This is a genomic window from Burkholderia sp. ZZQ-2, from assembly GCF_050768715.1.
In the GTDB taxonomy this organism is placed as follows: Bacteria; Pseudomonadota; Gammaproteobacteria; order Burkholderiales; family Burkholderiaceae; genus Burkholderia; species Burkholderia cepacia.
In genome coordinates this window covers 79,171-94,751 of record NZ_LDVA01000297.1, presented here as the reverse complement: position 1 = coordinate 94,751, position 15,581 = coordinate 79,171, and the positions used below count along the sequence as shown (strand labels likewise).

The 15,581-nt window shown below is 68.4% G+C and carries 14 protein-coding genes; 8 read left to right on the top strand and 6 right to left on the bottom strand.

Annotation, left to right across the window (positions count from 1 at the left end):
* Positions 1-231: 231 nt before the first annotated feature.
* Positions 232-2,091 carry a dihydroxy-acid dehydratase gene (ilvD, locus tag ABY44_RS26350; RefSeq protein ID WP_027791333.1) on the top strand — a complete coding sequence of 620 codons (1,860 nt, stop codon included), beginning with the start codon at positions 232-234 and terminating at the stop codon, positions 2,089-2,091.
* A gap of 140 nt (positions 2,092-2,231) precedes the next feature.
* Here ilvD and ABY44_RS26345 read toward each other — a convergent pair whose 3' ends face one another.
* Positions 2,232-3,131: an SH3 domain-containing protein gene (locus tag ABY44_RS26345; protein WP_060171191.1), complete on the bottom strand. Its 900-nt coding sequence runs from the start codon at positions 3,129-3,131 to the stop codon at positions 2,232-2,234.
* 33 nt (positions 3,132-3,164) lie between these two features.
* Entirely contained in the window at positions 3,165-3,620 is a 456-nt protein-coding gene (locus tag ABY44_RS26340; protein ID WP_060171193.1) for a hypothetical protein, read from the bottom strand.
* Positions 3,621-3,918: 298 nt separating this feature from the next.
* Here ABY44_RS26340 and ABY44_RS26335 point away from each other — a divergent pair, with 298 nt between their 5' ends.
* Positions 3,919-5,454, top strand: a complete 1,536-nt coding sequence (locus ABY44_RS26335) for a sigma-70 family RNA polymerase sigma factor (RefSeq protein ID WP_175757395.1) — start codon at positions 3,919-3,921, stop codon at positions 5,452-5,454.
* A 180-nt stretch (positions 5,455-5,634) separates the two neighbouring features.
* Entirely contained in the window at positions 5,635-6,516 is an 882-nt protein-coding gene (locus tag ABY44_RS26330) for a helix-hairpin-helix domain-containing protein (RefSeq protein ID WP_021162072.1), read from the top strand.
* 5 nt (positions 6,517-6,521) lie between these two features.
* Here the strand turns inward: ABY44_RS26330 and ABY44_RS26325 are convergent, their stop codons facing one another.
* The gene (locus tag ABY44_RS26325; protein ID WP_155637848.1) at positions 6,522-7,331 is read right to left on the bottom strand and encodes a hypothetical protein; all 810 of its coding nucleotides are present in this window, start codon (positions 7,329-7,331) and stop codon (positions 6,522-6,524) included.
* Positions 7,332-7,445: 114 nt separating this feature from the next.
* Complete coding sequence (locus ABY44_RS26320) at positions 7,446-7,871, bottom strand: helix-turn-helix domain-containing protein (RefSeq protein WP_060171198.1); 426 nt, start codon at positions 7,869-7,871, stop codon at positions 7,446-7,448.
* Positions 7,872-8,011: 140 nt separating this feature from the next.
* Between ABY44_RS26320 and ABY44_RS26315 the strand changes: the two genes are divergently transcribed.
* The gene (locus ABY44_RS26315; RefSeq protein WP_431642635.1) at positions 8,012-8,509 is read left to right on the top strand and encodes a DUF2938 domain-containing protein; all 498 of its coding nucleotides are present in this window, start codon (positions 8,012-8,014) and stop codon (positions 8,507-8,509) included.
* A gap of 258 nt (positions 8,510-8,767) precedes the next feature.
* On the opposite strand, the gene ABY44_RS26310 is transcribed toward ABY44_RS26315, so the two are convergent.
* Positions 8,768-9,208 (bottom strand): MarR family winged helix-turn-helix transcriptional regulator, encoded by a 441-nt coding sequence (locus tag ABY44_RS26310; RefSeq protein ID WP_060171202.1) that lies wholly within the window; start codon positions 9,206-9,208, stop codon positions 8,768-8,770.
* A 135-nt stretch (positions 9,209-9,343) separates the two neighbouring features.
* Between ABY44_RS26310 and ABY44_RS26305 the strand changes: the two genes are divergently transcribed.
* The gene (locus tag ABY44_RS26305) at positions 9,344-10,873 is read left to right on the top strand and encodes a DHA2 family efflux MFS transporter permease subunit (RefSeq protein ID WP_027791326.1); all 1,530 of its coding nucleotides are present in this window, start codon (positions 9,344-9,346) and stop codon (positions 10,871-10,873) included.
* Positions 10,874-10,910: 37 nt separating this feature from the next.
* On the opposite strand, the gene ABY44_RS26300 is transcribed toward ABY44_RS26305, so the two are convergent.
* Positions 10,911-12,425, bottom strand: coding sequence for an acetyl-CoA hydrolase/transferase family protein (locus tag ABY44_RS26300; RefSeq protein WP_027791325.1), 1,515 nt, complete (start codon positions 12,423-12,425; stop codon positions 10,911-10,913).
* 654 nt (positions 12,426-13,079) lie between these two features.
* Here ABY44_RS26300 and ABY44_RS26295 point away from each other — a divergent pair.
* Genes ABY44_RS26295 through ABY44_RS26285 form a run of 3 tightly spaced genes read left to right on the top strand, consistent with a single transcriptional unit; the run spans position 13,080 to position 15,564 of the window.
* The gene (locus ABY44_RS26295) at positions 13,080-13,760 is read left to right on the top strand and encodes a CDP-alcohol phosphatidyltransferase family protein (protein ID WP_021162080.1); all 681 of its coding nucleotides are present in this window, start codon (positions 13,080-13,082) and stop codon (positions 13,758-13,760) included.
* Positions 13,757-14,566 (top strand): HalD/BesD family halogenase, encoded by an 810-nt coding sequence (locus tag ABY44_RS26290; RefSeq protein ID WP_059485097.1) that lies wholly within the window; start codon positions 13,757-13,759, stop codon positions 14,564-14,566. The genes ABY44_RS26295 and ABY44_RS26290 overlap by 4 nt, the downstream gene beginning before the upstream one ends.
* On the top strand, positions 14,563-15,564 hold the full coding sequence (locus tag ABY44_RS26285; protein ID WP_027791323.1) for an HpnL family protein: 1,002 nt from the start codon (positions 14,563-14,565) through the stop codon (positions 15,562-15,564). Before ABY44_RS26290 ends, ABY44_RS26285 begins: the two co-directional genes overlap by 4 nt.
* Positions 15,565-15,581 lie beyond the last annotated feature (17 nt).

Here is a 15,581-nt window from a genome sequence, read left to right as displayed (position 1 = left end):
GTCGGCTCCCCGCCCGGTCGCGCGGCCGTCCCGCGGCCTTCGGCACGTTTTACGCCGGGCACGCCTGCGGCGCCGGTTGCCGGCCCCGCGGGCGCCACGCCCGCGGCGGCTGTGGGATAATCGCCGGGTTTGCCCAGGGCGCAGCTCAAGAGGTTGTTCGCACGGGCGCGAGAGAGGCCCTTATTCCCCGTGCCTCCACCCTTTTCCCGCGATATTTCTTCAGCAACGACAATGCCCACTTACCGTTCCAAAACCTCCACCGCCGGCCGCAACATGGCGGGTGCGCGCTCGCTCTGGCGCGCCACCGGCATGAAAGACGACGATTTCTCGAAGCCGATCATCGCGGTCGTCAACTCGTTCACCCAGTTCGTGCCCGGGCACGTGCACCTGAAGGATCTCGGCCAGCTCGTCGCGCGGGAGATCGAGGCTGCCGGCGGCGTCGCGAAGGAATTCAACACGATCGCGGTCGACGACGGCATCGCAATGGGCCACGACGGCATGCTGTATTCGCTGCCGAGCCGCGACATCATCGCGGATTCGGTCGAATACATGGTGAACGCGCACTGCGCGGACGCGATGGTCTGCATCTCGAACTGCGACAAGATCACGCCGGGGATGCTGATGGCCGCGATGCGCCTGAATATCCCGGTGATCTTCGTGTCGGGCGGCCCGATGGAAGCCGGCAAGACGCGCCTCGCGAACCCGGTCACCAAGACCGTCGAACTGAAGAAGCTCGACCTCGTCGACGCGATGGTGATCGCGGCCGACCCGTCGTATTCGGACGCCGACGTCGCTGAAGTCGAACGCTCGGCCTGCCCGACCTGCGGTTCGTGCTCGGGCATGTTCACCGCGAATTCGATGAACTGCCTGACCGAAGCGCTCGGCCTGTCGCTGCCCGGCAACGGCACGGTGGTGGCCACGCACGCCGATCGCGAGCAGCTGTTCAAGCGCGCCGGCCGCCGGATCGTCGAGCTCGCCCGCCAGCACTACGAGCAGGACGACGAACGCGTGCTGCCGCGCTCGGTGGGCTTCAAGGCGTTCGAGAACGCCATGACGCTCGACATCGCGATGGGCGGTTCGACCAACACGATCCTGCACCTGCTTGCGATCGCGCAGGAAGCCGGCATCGACTTCACGATGAAGGACATCGACCGCCTGTCGCGCGTCGTGCCGCAGCTGTGCAAGGTCGCGCCGAACACGAACAAGTACCACATCGAGGACGTGCACCGCGCAGGCGGCATCATGGCGATCCTCGGCGAGCTCGACCGCGCCGGCAAGCTGCACACCGACGTGCCGACCGTGCACGCGCCGTCGCTGAAGGATGCGCTCGACCAGTGGGACATCGTCCGCACGCAGGACGATGCGGTCCGCACGTTCTACCTGGCCGGCCCGGCCGGCATCCCGACGCAGGTCGCGTTCAGCCAGGACACGCGCTGGCCGAGCCTCGACCTCGACCGCGCCGAAGGCTGCATCCGCTCGTACGAGCATGCGTTCTCGAAGGAAGGCGGCCTCGCCGTGCTGACGGGCAACATCGCGCTCGACGGCTGCGTGGTGAAGACGGCCGGCGTCGACGAGAGCATCCACGTGTTCGAAGGCTCGGCTCACGTGACCGAATCGCAGGATGAAGCGGTCGAGAACATCCTCAACGACAAGGTCAAGGCCGGCGATATCGTGATCGTCCGCTACGAAGGCCCGAAAGGCGGCCCCGGCATGCAGGAGATGCTCTACCCGACCAGCTACATCAAGTCGAAGGGGCTCGGCAAGGCATGCGCGCTGCTGACGGACGGCCGCTTCTCGGGCGGCACGTCGGGCCTGTCGATCGGCCACTGCTCGCCGGAAGCCGCGGCGGGCGGCGCGATCGGCCTCGTGCGCGACGGCGACAAGATCCGCATCGACATCCCGAACCGCACGATCAACGTGCTCGTGTCCGACGAAGAGCTGGCGCGCCGCCGCGAAGAGCAGAACGCGAAGGGCTGGAAGCCTGCGCAGCCGCGTCCGCGCAAGGTGTCCGCGGCGCTGAAGGCCTACGCGAAGCTGGTCATGTCCGCCGACAAGGGTGCCGTGCGCGACCTGTCGTTGCTCGACGACTGACGCGAGTAGTACGGCCGGCTGCCCGCCACGCGCAGCCGGTCAGGCTGGGCTAGGACACCCCGCCCGCGCCGCTGTGGAAGCCGCTCTCCGGAGCGGCTTTTTTTTCGTCCGGCGCCCGGGAATCCCCAGCGCCGGCGACATCAGTGACGGAAATCTTCGGGGCCACCGCCTCCGCCACCACCGTGGTTACCGCCACCGTTTCCACCACCTTGCGGCCGCGCATAACCGCCGCCGCCCCCGCCTCCCTGACGCACCGGCGGCGGCATCGGACGCGCGTCGCCTCCCTGGTGCATCGGTGGCGGCATCGGACGCGCCTCGCCTCCCTGGTGCATCGGTGGCGGCATCGGACGCGCCTCGCCTCCCTGGTGCATCGCCGGCGGCATCGGACGCGCCTCGCCTCCCGGCGCGGGCGGCGGGCTAGTCGGACGCGCGTTGCCCGCCCCGCCCGGCATCGGTGAAGGCGCCGGTGCTGCCGGCGGCGGTGTGCGGATCGCGCCGTTCCAGCCGCCGCGTGCAGCCGACGGCCGCGCGTCGTGCACGGGCGGCGGGCCGCCCGGTGCAACCTGCATCGGCCCGCCCGGTTGCGGACGGCCTTGTCCCGGCGGCATGCCTCCGGGACCGAGCCGCGGTTCCGGACGATGCGCCCAGCGATCGCGGTCGTGATACCACGGACGGTGCCGGTAATAACGATCCCAGTACGCGGCGATCGCGAATCCCGTCACCGGAACCCCGATGATCGCGCCGTATTCGAGCAACGGCACGTAGCTACCCTGGTACGGATACTCGAGCAACTGCGCATCGATCCAGCCGCGCACGCCCGGCAGCGCGACGTCGCACCACGAGTAGTCGCTCAGGCAGCCGAAGACGTCCAGCGCCGTGTCGGGCGGAATCTGCGCTACCACCGGATAGTCGGGCGCCGGCCCCGCAAACAGTTCGGCCGGCGAGTTCGTGTAGGCGCTGCTCTGCGCGTCGGCGACGCCCGGCGCGGCCGCGAGGCCGAGCAGGACGACGTACAGACTTCGGACAATCGAATTCCTCATGATGCTCTCCCGCGCGGTGCCGCCGCGCGCCGGTCAGTGCCGATGCCCGCCCCAGCCGCCACCCCAATGGCCGCCGCCCCAGTGGCCGCCACCCCACGGACGATGCCAGTACCCGCCGCGTCCGCGCCAGTAGCCACCGCCCCAGCCGCCCCAGAAGCCGACCGAGATCGCCGGCGCTCCCCAGCCGTACCAGCCCGGGTAATACGCGGGGGCATAGTACGGATACGGATAGGGATACGGCGGCGGATAGGCCGGCGCGACGTAGACGGGAGCCGGGTCGGCCACGGGCGGCGCGACCGCCGTCGAGCCCTGGCTCGATGCGGCGCTACCCGGTGCAGCCGGCGTGACGGGTATCTCGCGCTGCGTCAGCGTGGCCGGCGCCGGCGCGTAATACGGCGCATAGCCGTACGGACTCGTGTAATAACAGCCGCCGAGGGCCAGCGTGGTCAACGCGAATACCGCATACCTCGCGGCAGGAATCGGGGTCATTTCTTGCTCCGGCGGAATCTGCGCTGCGCAGCCAGGCTGCGCGCCTGACTCTAGCTTACGTCCCCTGCAGATTTCCGCCCGGTATGATCGGTTACTTTTTGTTTCCAGCACCAGACGCGCGCGCAGGCACGCCGCATGCTGGCAGGTCTGCCGCGCTCGCGTTGAAGTTCGCGCAAATGCCCTCAACTTGAACGATGTCAGGCTGGCCGGCGCGGACGGGGTTCGCGAGCAACCGGCGGCCCGAAACCGGCGGGCTTCGGCCCGCCCAGACAGGAGCGCGGCTCACGCCGCCATCGACATGACTACGCCACGCCCCACTCCCCGGGCGGACACGCCGCTCGATCCGATCATCCAGTTGCTGGCGCTCGCCGGCGAACAGGGTTATCTGACCCACGCCGACCTCGTCGACGCGCTGCCGCCCGAAAGCGACAGCCCCGACGCGCTCGACGTCGTGCGCGCCGCACTCGCCGACATCGGCATCGCCGTGCTCGACGAGCCGGCCGCGCCTGCGCCGTTCGCCGGTTCGTCGCCGGTCGACGTCGATCGCGATGCGCTCGACGAAGGCCGCGCGATGCTCGGCGACCTCGCACGCGGCACGAGCGCGTCGACCGACCCGCTCGCGCTCTACATGCGGCGCATGCAGGCGGTGCCGCTGCTCACGCGCGAAGGCGAAATCGTGCTTGCCCGCGAACTCGAGACGGGCCGTCACCAGATCCTGCATGCGATCGCCGGCTATCCGGCGGCGGTCGACTCGTTGCTTGCGCGTCACCGCGCGACGGCGACGACCGGCGGCGCCGGGGCTTCCGACGGCGACGCCCCCGACACGCCCGCGCCGGCCAGCTACGACGCACTGCAGACGGCCGTCGCGGCCCTGCGCGGCGCGTTGCACGCGCATGGCGTCCGTTCGGACGAATACCGTGACGCGCGTAACCGCATGGCCGCCCTGCTGGGCTCGATCGCGTGGCTCGCACCGGCGGTCGACGACGCGAGCCGCGTCGTGGGCACGCTCGCGTCCGCGCCGCATGGCACCGAAGCAGGCGAAGCCGCCAGCTTCGACGCGGTCGCGCGGCGGGCACTCGCCGCAGCGCTCGCCGACGGCCAGCAGAAAGTGCGCGACGCCACGCGCGCGATGCTCGAGGCGAACCTGCGGCTCGTGCTGTCGATCGCGCGCAAGTACATGAACCGCGGCGTCGACCTGCCCGATCTCGTGCAGGACGGCAGCCTCGGCCTGATGCGTGCGATCGAGAAATTCGAATACCGGCGCGGGTTCAAGTTCTCGACCTATGCGACCTGGTGGATCCGCCAGGCGATCGCGCGCGCGGTCGCGGATCGCGCACGCACGATCCGCGTGCCCGTGCACGTGGGCGACCAGTACCAGCGTGTACAACGGCATGCGCTGCGTTTTCACCAGCGCACGGGGCGCCGGGCGACGCCGGCCGAACTCGCGGCCGAAACCGGCCTCGACGAGGACAAGCTGCGTGCAGTGCTCGCGCTGCCTGCCGAGCCCGTGTCGCTCGATGCGCCGCTGCCCGACGCGGACACCGGCCTCGTGGAGTTGATCGAGGACCAGGCGTCGGCCAGCCCGTTCGAGCAACTGGCGGACACGCGCATGCGCGAGTGTGTGCGGTCGCTGCTCCGGTCGGTCACGCCGGCCGAGGCCGACGTGCTGCGCCGGCGGTTCGGTCTCGGCGGCGCCGAGCCCGATACCTACGATGCGATCGCGCACGACGCCGGCATGTCGCGCGAACGCGTGCGCCAGATCGAGAAACGGGCGCTCGCCGCGCTGCGCACGGCCGCCGAGGCCGAGAACGCGCAGTCGTTTCTCGACGCGTGACCGCATCACGCGACGCACGGTCGTGCCCCTACCGGCACGACCGTGCACCTCGCACCTGTGCTACGTTTGCTATTGACGTGCGTCAAGTTTTCTTCAACGCGTGTCGCGACAATGATGAAAAGCCGACCGGCGCATCGTTCGCCGTGTCCATTCCGTTTGTGCTTCCCCGGGTCCCTCGCGATGCAGACGAGCGCCAGCCAAACGTACGAGGAAAACCGGCATATCGCGGCCTGCCTGCGCGAGGCCGCGCAACGGCTGGCTGACCAGGGCGCGAATCCTTACCGGGTCGCCGCGTACCGCGCGTCGGCCGGCACGGTCGAAGCGCTCGACCTCGACATCCGCACGCTGTTCGAGTCCGGCGGCGTCGATGCGCTCGGTACGTTGCCCGAGATCGGCACGGGCGTCGCCCAGGCGATTGCCGAGCTGCTGGTGACCGGGCGCTGGCGGCAGCTCGACCGGCTGTGCGGCGACGCCGTACGCACCTCCGCATTCGAAGCGGTGCCGGGTATCGGCCACGCGCTCGCGTTACGCATTCACGACCTGCTTCACATCGATACGCTCGAGGAGCTCGAACGCGCGGCCCGCAACGGCCAGCTCGAAACGATCTCGGGCGTCGGACCGCGGCGCGCAGCCGGCATCCGCACCGCGCTCGACGACGTGCTGAGCCGCCGCCGGCGCTGGCAGGGCCACGTGCAGGACGCCGGCCCCGGCACCGAGCCCCCCGTCGAACTGCTGCTCTACATCGACCGCCTGTACCGCAACAAGGCCGCCGCCGGCGTGTTGCCGACGCTCGCGCATCGGCGCCTGAACGTGGACGGTTACGTGCCGTCGCCCGTGATGCACATGACCAAGGGCGGCTGGCATTTCACGGCACTGTGCCTGCTTGCCGCGATGCGCACGCCGGAGGCCTCCCGCCCGACCGACTGGGTCTCGCTCTATTTCTACGACGCCGGGCAGCGCGAACACCAGCGCACCGTCTTCACCGAAACGGTCGGCTCGCTCGTCGGCAAGCGCATCGTACGCGGGCGCGAGCAGGAGTGCCGCGTGTACTACGCGGGCTGAGTCAGTCAGTCGTCGGAGGTTTCGTCGACGTCGAACGCCACGCCGAGCACGGACGCGATCTCGCGACAGGCATGAGTGAGCGCGCGTGTGCGGCGACCGGAATATTCCACCGCGAGATCGAACCAGGTCGAATACGACACGTAATCGGCGCCGCTTTTCCGGTTCGGCACATCGAACCACAACGTCACCGTGTAGCCGCCCTTCCAGCGTATCGGTATCACCCGCGTGAGCCGCAATCTCGTGATCGCGCCGTGACGGAAGCGGAAGCTGTCGTCGCCCACGCGGAACCCCGACCATGCGCCGTCGTTCGACACGAACACGGTCAGCGTGTGGTCAGGCGGCGCGGCCGGCCCCCCATCCTCGACGGCAAGTTCGGCCATCGACACCATCGACGCGCCCGAATCGCCGTGCCCCGTCTCGACGTCCACATACGATTCGATCGCCTGCTTCGCGTTGTCGTAGAAATAGCGCGCGACGTCGGAGCGCGCGTCGCCAGCCATCGGATCCACTTGCTTGAATCGTGCATGCTCGCCGTATCGAAGCGGTACGTCGGGCGGGTCTTCGGCGCCGTCAGCCGGTTCGTCGTCCGGACTGTCGGCCGGTACGGCCTGCGCGGCCGTCTCGGGCTGCCCGATACCCCCACGCCGTCGCTTCACCCAGGCAGTTCCCCACGCCAGCAGGGCTGTCTGCGCCGCCAGCACGACCGCCATCGTCGCGCACCCCGCGAGAAATCCGTAGTGCGGCCCGACCTTCGATGCCGCGTACGCGGCCGGAAGCACATAAAGCACCAGCAATGGCGCAAGCAATAACGACACGCGTCAACCCCGTTGTTCCTGCTTTCGTTTTCGAATTCCGGCCGGAAATGGCGGCGCCGCCGCCCTGCCGCCGGACTGCTGATGCCACCCGCACATCGCGCAGGCCCGCTACACCTATGCGCCCTCCCCCTTCGCGCGACGCGCCGGATTGCGATGCGCGGCAATGCGCAGCAGCTTCTGGAACGACGGGCATTCGAGATGGTTCACCGCCGGGCACACGGCCGCGTGCCGCAGCGCATCGCGCACGGCGCCGAGACGGCGGATCGTGCGGTCGAGTTCGTCGGCCTTGCTGTCGAGCTTCGCGCGATCGATCGCAGGCAGGCCGCCCGTGTCCACCATCGCGAGGATGTCGTCGAGCGAAAAACCGGCCTCGCGGCCCAGCGCGATCAGTGCCAGGCGCTCCAGCACCGACTCGTCGTATTGCCGCCGCAGCCCGTGGCGGCCGATCGGGACGATCAGCCCCTTTTCCTCGTAGTAGCGCAGCGTCGACGCGGGCAATCCCGAGCGCCGCGCCACATCCGCAATGTCCAGCCGACTCATGCTTGACCTCAAGTGAACTTGAGGTTGCAAGATAGGCGCTCGACTCCATAAAGACAAGCCCTGACTGCCATGAAACCGCCGAATCCACGCTGTATCCCGCTGCGCCGCGCAGCCGTCGCCCTCCGCGCCGGTGGTTCGCGATGAGCCTGTCCGATGTCCTGCTCAACCTGTTGCTGATCGGCACGGGCGCCACGCTCGTGATGGATCTGTGGGCGCTGTTGCGCCGACGTGCATTCGGCATTCCGTCGCTCGACTATGCGCTGGTCGGCCGCTGGATCAGTCACATGATGCAAGGCCGGTTCCGGCATGTGTCGATCGCCGCCGCGCCGCCCGTGCCAGGCGAACGCACGCTCGGCTGGATCGCGCATTACGCGATCGGCATCGCGTACGCGGCGCTGCCCGTCGCGATCGCGGGCACGGCATGGATCGGCACACCGACACCGCTCCCCACGCTCGTCGCCGGCATCGCCAGCGTGGTCGCGCCGTTCTTCGTGATGCAGCCCGCCTTCGGCCTCGGCATCGCGGCGTCGCGCACGCCGCACCCGGGCGTCGCGCGCCGGCGCAGTGTCATCGCGCATCTGTCGTATGGCGTGGGGCTTTATCTGGCGGCGTTCACGCTGGCAGCGCTGCCCCGTTGAGCACACCGTCTTGCCGAAGCCTTGACGGGTAGCGCCGGCTCCACGGAGCCGACGTCGACGCCCGCACAAGCGCTTCGTCGAAGTGTGGCGGGCGCTTTGTCCCGCGCGAGCCGAGTGATGGCCGCGCCGACATAACGGCAACGGCAATGACCACGCCCATGCCGTCATACGGGCCAACGTGGCACGCCTGCGCACGACCACCCGGTATTCCCGTAGCGGTCAACCCGTTCATCCGGCCGGCCCGGATGACGCTGCCCATCACTCCCCGCCGCAGTCGATCAGGTTGTGGCGCACGCGCCCGAGCAGCCGCACCAGCGTATCGCGCTCGTCGGGCGTGAAGCCGCGCAAACCGTCGTCGACGACGGTGTCACCCACTTCGAGCATCTGCGGAAAGATCTCGCGCGACTTGTCGGTCAGCCGGATCACGAATGCACGGCGATCGTCGTCGTTCGCGACGCGTTCGATCCAGCCATAACTTTCCATCCGGTCGAGCAACCGGGTAAGCGAGATCGGCGCGATCTCGAGCCATTCCGCGAGCCGCGCCTGATTCATCTCGCCCTTCCACGTCAGGTATGCGAGCACGCGGCTTTGTGCGCGCGTCAGCCCGATGCGCTTCGCGCGCCGGTCGAACAGGCGCCCGTTCAGGCGGGCCACGTCAGAAATCAGGTAGCCGATCCGGTTCTCGTAGGTCTTGTCCATGCGGGGATTATAGGGTCAAGCCGACGGCCGCCCATCGCTCGCGGCCAGGCGATAAGCGGATCTATAATAAGCGTGCTTATAATTCCAGCGATACCGGATCGCCGCCCACGGCGACCGCCCCATGGAGACACCCGCTTGAACCCCGCCGCCGACGCCCCCGCCTCACCCGCCCTGAACCGGCCGATGCTGACCCTGTCGATCATGCTCGCCACGCTGATCCAGACCCTCGACAGCACGATCGCGAACGTCGCGCTGCCGCACATGCAAGGCACGCTGTCCGCATCGCAGGACGAGATCACGTGGGTGCTGACCTCCTACATCGTCGCGGCGGCGATCGCGACACCGCTCACCGGCTGGCTGTCCGACCGGCTCAGCGTGAAACGGCTGCTGATCGTGTCGATCGCGGGCTTCACGGTCGCATCCGCGCTGTGCGGGCTGTCCGAGACACTCGTGCAGATTGTCGGCGCCCGCCTGCTGCAGGGCGTGTTCGGCGCCGCGCTGGTGCCGCTGTCGCAGTCGATCCTGCTCGACATCAACCCGCGCGAGAAGCAGGGCCAGGCGATGGCGATCTGGGGGATGGGCGTGATGGTCGGCCCGATCCTCGGCCCGACGCTCGGCGGCTGGCTCACCGACAGCTACAACTGGCGCTGGGTGTTCTTCATCAACGTGCCGATCGGCGCATTCGCGCTGGCCGGCGTGATGACCTTCCTGCCCGCCCGCGCGCCGCGCCCGCACGTGAAATTCGACGCGTTCGGCTTCGCGACGCTGGCGCTCGCGATCGGCGCGTTCCAGGCGATGCTCGACCGCGGCGAACAGCTCGACTGGTTCGGCTCGTACGAGATCCGCATCGAGGCGATCGTCGCGGCGCTCAGCTTCGCGTTCTTCCTCGTGCATACCGCGACCGTCGGCAAGGCGTCGTTCTTCAAGTCGGAACTGCTGCGCGACCCGAACTTCGCGACGGGCACGCTGTTCATCTTCGTGGTCGGCGCGGTGCTGTACGCGACGCGCGCGCTGCTGCCGCCGATGCTGCAGAACCTGATGGGCTACCCGGTCGCGACGACGGGCCTCGTCACCGCGCCGAGCGGCGCCGGCACGATGATCGCGATGCTGTTCGTCGGCAGGCTGCTGAAATACGTGGATGCGCGGATGCTGCTGCTCGCGGGGCTGTCGATTTCCGCGCTCGCGCTATGGCAGATGATGCAGTACACGGTCGTGCTGTCCGAAGCGGACATCGTGTGGCCGGGCGTGGTGCAGGGCTTCGGGCTGGGGCTCGTGTTCGTGCCGCTGAGCGCGCTGTCGTTCTCGACGTTGCCGCCCGACCTGCGTGCGGACGGCACGGCCACCTACAGCCTGATGCGCAACATCGGCAGCAGTATCGGCATCTCGATCGTGCAGACGCTGATGACGCGCAACACGCAGGTGTCGCACGCCGATCTCGCCGCGCAGATCACGCCGTTCAACCCGGCCGTGCAGGCGATGGCCGGCAGCCGTCTCGACTTCGCGCTGCTCGACCGCACGATCAACCAGCAGGCATCGATGATCGCCTACCTGAACGATTTCAAGCTGATGTTCGTCGCGACGCTGCTGATGATTCCGCTTTTGCTGCTGATCCGCCCGCCGCAGAAAACGGCGAGCGTGGAGATCGCGCATGCGGCGATGGATTGACGATGCGACGGGCGCGCGCCCGTCGCAGGCCGAACCGTCAGGCCTTCATCGTCCCCGTACGCACGTACCGCTCGTGCCACGACAGCGCCTCGGCGAGCAGGTGCGGCGTGTGCTTGCCGAAGCTCTCGCGCGACGCACGCTCGAAGTAATCCTCGAGCATCGGCCGGTAGTCGGGATGCGCGCAGGTCGCGATGACCTTGCGTGCACGCTGCTTCGGCGACAGGCCGCGCAGGTCGGCAAGGCCCTGCTCGGTGACGACCACCGCGACGTCGTGCTCGGTATGGTCGACGTGGCTCGCCATCGGCACGATCCGCGAAATCGCGCCGCCCTTCGCGGTACTCGCCGACATGAAGCACGACAGGTAGCCGTTGCGCGCGAAGTCGCCCGAGCCGCCGATGCCGTTCTGGATCTTCGTGCCCATCACGTGCGTCGAGTTCACGTTGCCGTAGATGTCGGCCTCGATCATCCCGTTCATCGCGATGCAGCCGAGACGGCGCACGAGTTCCGGATGGTTGCTGATCTCCTGCGGGCGCAGCACGATCTTCTCGCGGAACGTCGCGATTTCGTCGGCGAAGCGCTGCACGGCGGCCGGGCTCAGCGACAGCGCGGTGGCCGATGCGAAGCTCAGCGTGCCGTCCTGGAGCAGGTCGAGCATGCCGTCCTGGATCACTTCGGTGTACGCGGTCAGGTTCGAGAAACCGGCCGAGCTGAGCTCCGCGAGCACCGCGTTCGTGATGTTGCCGACGCCCGACTGCAGCGGCAGCAGGTTTTCCGGCAGGCGGCCGCGCTTCACTTCGTGGCGCAGGAAATCGATCAGCTGGTGCGCGATCTGCTTCGAGGTGGCGTCCGGCGCGGAGAACGCGTTGCTGCGATCCGGTGCATCCGTCTCGACGATCGCGACGATCTTGTCGGCCGGGCAGCGCAGGTACGGCTCGCCGATCCGGTCGTCGCTTTTCGTCAGCGGAATCGGCTTGCGGTGCGGCGGCAGCGCGGTGCCGTAATAGACGTCGTGCATCCCGTCGAGGCCGAGCGGCTGGCGCGAGTTGACTTCGAGGATCACGTGCTTCGCGCGTTCGAGCCATGTCTTGTTGTTGCCGATCGAGGCGGACGGAATCAGCAGCCCGTCCTCGCGGATGCCCGCGACTTCGACGATCGCGACATCGAGATCGCCGTACAGCCCGAACCATGCGTATTGCGCGACGTGGCTCAGGTGGACGTCCTGGTAGTCGACTTCGCCGCCGTTGATCTTGTCGCGCAGCGTCGGGTCGGACTGGTACGGCAGGCGCATCGAGATGCCGTTGGTGCGGGCGAGCGCGCCGTCGAGTTCCGGTGCGGTCGACGCACCCGTCAGCACGTTGATCCGGAAGTCCTCGCCGCGCGCGTGCGCCGCGTCGATGTGGGCGGCGAGCGCGGCCGGAACGGCCTTCGGATAGCCCGACCCCGTGAAGCCGCTCATGGCGACGGTCATGCCGGGACGGATCAGCGCGGCGGCTTCGTCGGCGGTGCGGACGAGCGAACGCAGGGCGGGAGCGAGGATGCGTGATGAAGACATGGCTGGATTCTGATGCTTTGGTCTGTCGTTGACGTCGCTGGGGGTGTCTCCTGAGCGACATGAAGCCCTTGTGGCCGCGACGGGCGGCCGGCACCACAGGCATGGTCGGAGTATCTCAGAGGCGGTCGCCGCGAAATGTCCGCCGTATGAAAAAGATCGTTGCCGGATTTGCCGCGTATCGAACGGCCGTTCTGTGACAGGCGCCCCGTTCAATTCGAATGCACGTGAAAGGTGCACGAAAGCATCGGACACAACGATCGGTCGACGATCACCAATCCGCACACATCAATCGACGGATTTTCATTGCGATTCATCGCCTGTCGATCGGCAATGGTCGATGCCGCATCCGGCGCGGCCAATTGTCACCCGATGCCGGTTGTGCCGGCCTGACGCACGTCAAGCTCGCACGCGCCGCGCGTCGCGCGCCGGGAAGCGCGAAAAACACCGCCGCACCGGCCTGTGAGGCCCGTCCGCCCTTGACAGGCGCGCGACGCGAACCACACTGGAATACGGATCCCGCCGCCCCGTTCGGCCGCCCTTTCGCGCACGCGCTTTTCGGTCGGCCGATCGTTGCAAGACGCGGTAACACTCGCTCATGTCAGGACATTGATCGAATAAAAAGCAACAAATTACAATTCCGTATATATTTCGCCGATGGACCAAAGAAAAACCGCCACACGTTCCGAACCGCCCCTGCCACGCACCTGGGATGCGCGGCTCGCGCGCTCGCTTGTCCGACCGCTCGTCGACACGCCCGTCACCCCGAATCACCTCACCACCGTTCGTCTGCTGATCGGCCTCGCCGGCGCCTGGTGCCTCGCGCACGGCGGCTTCGGCTGGAGCAATGCCGGCGCGTTCCTGATCGTGCTGTCGAACTTCGTCGACCACACCGACGGCGAGCTCGCCCGCATCAGCGGGAAATCCAGCAAGATCGGTCATTTTTACGACCTCGCGGCGGACGCGCTCGTCACGATCGCGCTGTTCGTCAGCATGGGCCTCGGCATCGTCGCCCAGGGCGGCCAGATGGCCGCGTCGCCGGTGCTGCTCGGCGCGGTGGCCGGCGCCGCCGTCGCGCTGATCTTCTTCCTGCGCATGCGGATCGAATCGATCGCCGGCAAGGCCGGCACCAAGCAGGCGTTCGCCGGCGGCTTCGAAACCGAAGACGTGCTGTACCTGCTGCCGCTCGTGACGCTCTTCGACGGCGTCGAACCGTTCCTGCTCGCGGCGTCGATCGGCGCCCCGCTCTTCGCCGCATGGGTCGTGATCGACTGGTGGCGCATCGTCCGGCGCGGCAACGTCGCGCAGAATCCAACTGAAATCCAGGCTTCCAAATGACTCCTAGCACGCGCGACGACTCCGTGCTGAGCCCGGCACGCCCCGCGCCTGCGCGCGCGGCGGCCGCCGATCCCGATCGCACCGTGGCCGACTGCGTCGGTTCGCTCGACCTCGACCGCCTGCGCGGCGACTACACGCGCCAGGGCTCGTTCCTGTACCTCGACGCCTTCCTGCCGGCCGACGCGCACGCGAAGCTCGCGGCGGCGGCCCGCGCGATGCAGGCCGGCCTGAACCGCAATTACCTGCCCGGCCACAAGCAGGGCGGCAGCGTCAGCCGCCATACGATCGACGAGCAGGCGCCGTACATCGCCGAGCTGTATCGCTCGAAGGCGCTCATCTCCTTCCTGGAGAAGGTCACGGGCGACAAGCTGATGCTGTCGCCGGACGACGATCCGCACGCGTATGCGCTGTATTACTACACGAAGCCCGGCGACCACATCGGCTGGCATTACGACACGTCGTACTACGACGGCCGCCGCTATACGCTGCTGATCGGCGTGATCGACGAATCGTCGTGCCGGCTCGACTACGAGCTGCACACGCGCAATCCGGACGTCGCCGACGAACCGGGCTCCGTCCAGATCGCCGACGGTGGCATCGTGCTGTTCGACGGCGACAAGCTGCGCCACCGCATCACGCCGCTGGGCCAGAACGAGATGCGCGTGTCGCTCACCTTCGAATACGTGACGAACCCCGGCATGCGCCCGTGGAAGCGCTTCATCTCGAACATGAAGGACGCGATCGCGTATTTCGGCTTCCGCCAGGTGTTCAAGCAACTGGCGACGCGACGCCCGACCGGGTCATGACACGCGCCGGCCTGATCCTGCTGTCCCTCGGGACCGCACTCTTCGTCGCACTCCTCGCCTGGCAGGGCGTCGGCGCGGTCGCGTCCACGTTCCTCGCGGCCGGCTGGGGGCTCGCGCTCGTCGCGGCGTTCCACGTCGTGCCGCTCGTGATCGACGCGATGGCGATCTCCGTGATGTTCCGCCACGGCCAGCCCGGCGCCGAACTCCGCAACGCGCTGCGCGCGCGCTGGGTCGGCGAATCGGTGAACAGCCTGCTGCCCGCCGGGCAGATCGGCGGCCCCGTGCTGATGGTGCGCCACCTCGCGCAGCGCGGCACGCGGATGGCCGACGCGGCGGCCGCCGTCACCGTCAGCACGACGATGCAGGCGCTCTCGCAAATGGCGTTCGCGCTGATCGGCATCGCCGCGTTCAGCCTGTACGCCACGCACGAATCGGTCGCGCATCTGCGCACGCCCGCGCTGATCGCCACCGGCGTGCTCGGCGCCCTCGCCGCGCTGTTCTACGTCGCGCAGCGGCGCGGGCTGTTCGGCCGTGGCCTGCGCCTCGCGTCGAAGCTGCTCGGCCCGCGCGACTGGTCGTCGCTGGCGACCCGCGCCGACGCAATCGACGACGCGGTCGGCGCGCTGTACCGCGATCGTGCGAAGGTCGCGAAGACGTTCGCATTGAGTCTCGTCGGCTGGATCGTCGGCACCGCGGAAGTGTGGCTCGCGCTGCACTTCCTCGGGCACCCGGTGAGCTGGCTCGACGCGCTGCTGCTCGAGAGCGTCGGCCAGGCCATTCGTGGCGCGGCCTTCGCGATCCCGGGCTCGCTCGGCGCGCAGGAAGGCGGCTACCTGCTGCTCGCGCCGCTGGTCGGACTGCCGCCCGACGCGGCGCTCGCGCTGTCGCTCGCGAAGCGCGCGCGCGAACTCGCGCTCGGCCTGCCCGGCCTGCTCTATCTGCATTTCAGTGAAAGAAACTGGCAGCGGCGCCGTGCGCCGCAGCCGCTCGCCGACTGATCGTTCAGATCCGCCGG

Excerpts from the sequence above, each read along its gene's own strand:
- ilvD (WP_027791333.1), top strand. The coding sequence starts at position 232 with ATGCCCACTTACCGTTCCAAAACCTCCACCGCCGGCCGCAACATGGCG.
- ABY44_RS26345 (WP_060171191.1), bottom strand. The coding sequence starts at position 3,131 with ATGAGGAATTCGATTGTCCGAAGTCTGTACGTCGTCCTGCTCGGCCTC.
- ABY44_RS26340 (WP_060171193.1), bottom strand. The coding sequence starts at position 3,620 with ATGACCCCGATTCCTGCCGCGAGGTATGCGGTATTCGCGTTGACCACG.
- ABY44_RS26335 (WP_175757395.1), top strand. The coding sequence starts at position 3,919 with ATGACTACGCCACGCCCCACTCCCCGGGCGGACACGCCGCTCGATCCG.
- ABY44_RS26330 (WP_021162072.1), top strand. The coding sequence starts at position 5,635 with ATGCAGACGAGCGCCAGCCAAACGTACGAGGAAAACCGGCATATCGCG.
- ABY44_RS26320 (WP_060171198.1), bottom strand. The coding sequence starts at position 7,871 with ATGAGTCGGCTGGACATTGCGGATGTGGCGCGGCGCTCGGGATTGCCC.
- ABY44_RS26315 (WP_431642635.1), top strand. The coding sequence starts at position 8,012 with ATGAGCCTGTCCGATGTCCTGCTCAACCTGTTGCTGATCGGCACGGGC.
- ABY44_RS26310 (WP_060171202.1), bottom strand. The coding sequence starts at position 9,208 with ATGGACAAGACCTACGAGAACCGGATCGGCTACCTGATTTCTGACGTG.
- ABY44_RS26300 (WP_027791325.1), bottom strand. The coding sequence starts at position 12,425 with ATGTCTTCATCACGCATCCTCGCTCCCGCCCTGCGTTCGCTCGTCCGC.
- ABY44_RS26295 (WP_021162080.1), top strand. The coding sequence starts at position 13,080 with ATGGACCAAAGAAAAACCGCCACACGTTCCGAACCGCCCCTGCCACGC.
- ABY44_RS26290 (WP_059485097.1), top strand. The coding sequence starts at position 13,757 with ATGACTCCTAGCACGCGCGACGACTCCGTGCTGAGCCCGGCACGCCCC.
- ABY44_RS26285 (WP_027791323.1), top strand. The coding sequence starts at position 14,563 with ATGACACGCGCCGGCCTGATCCTGCTGTCCCTCGGGACCGCACTCTTC.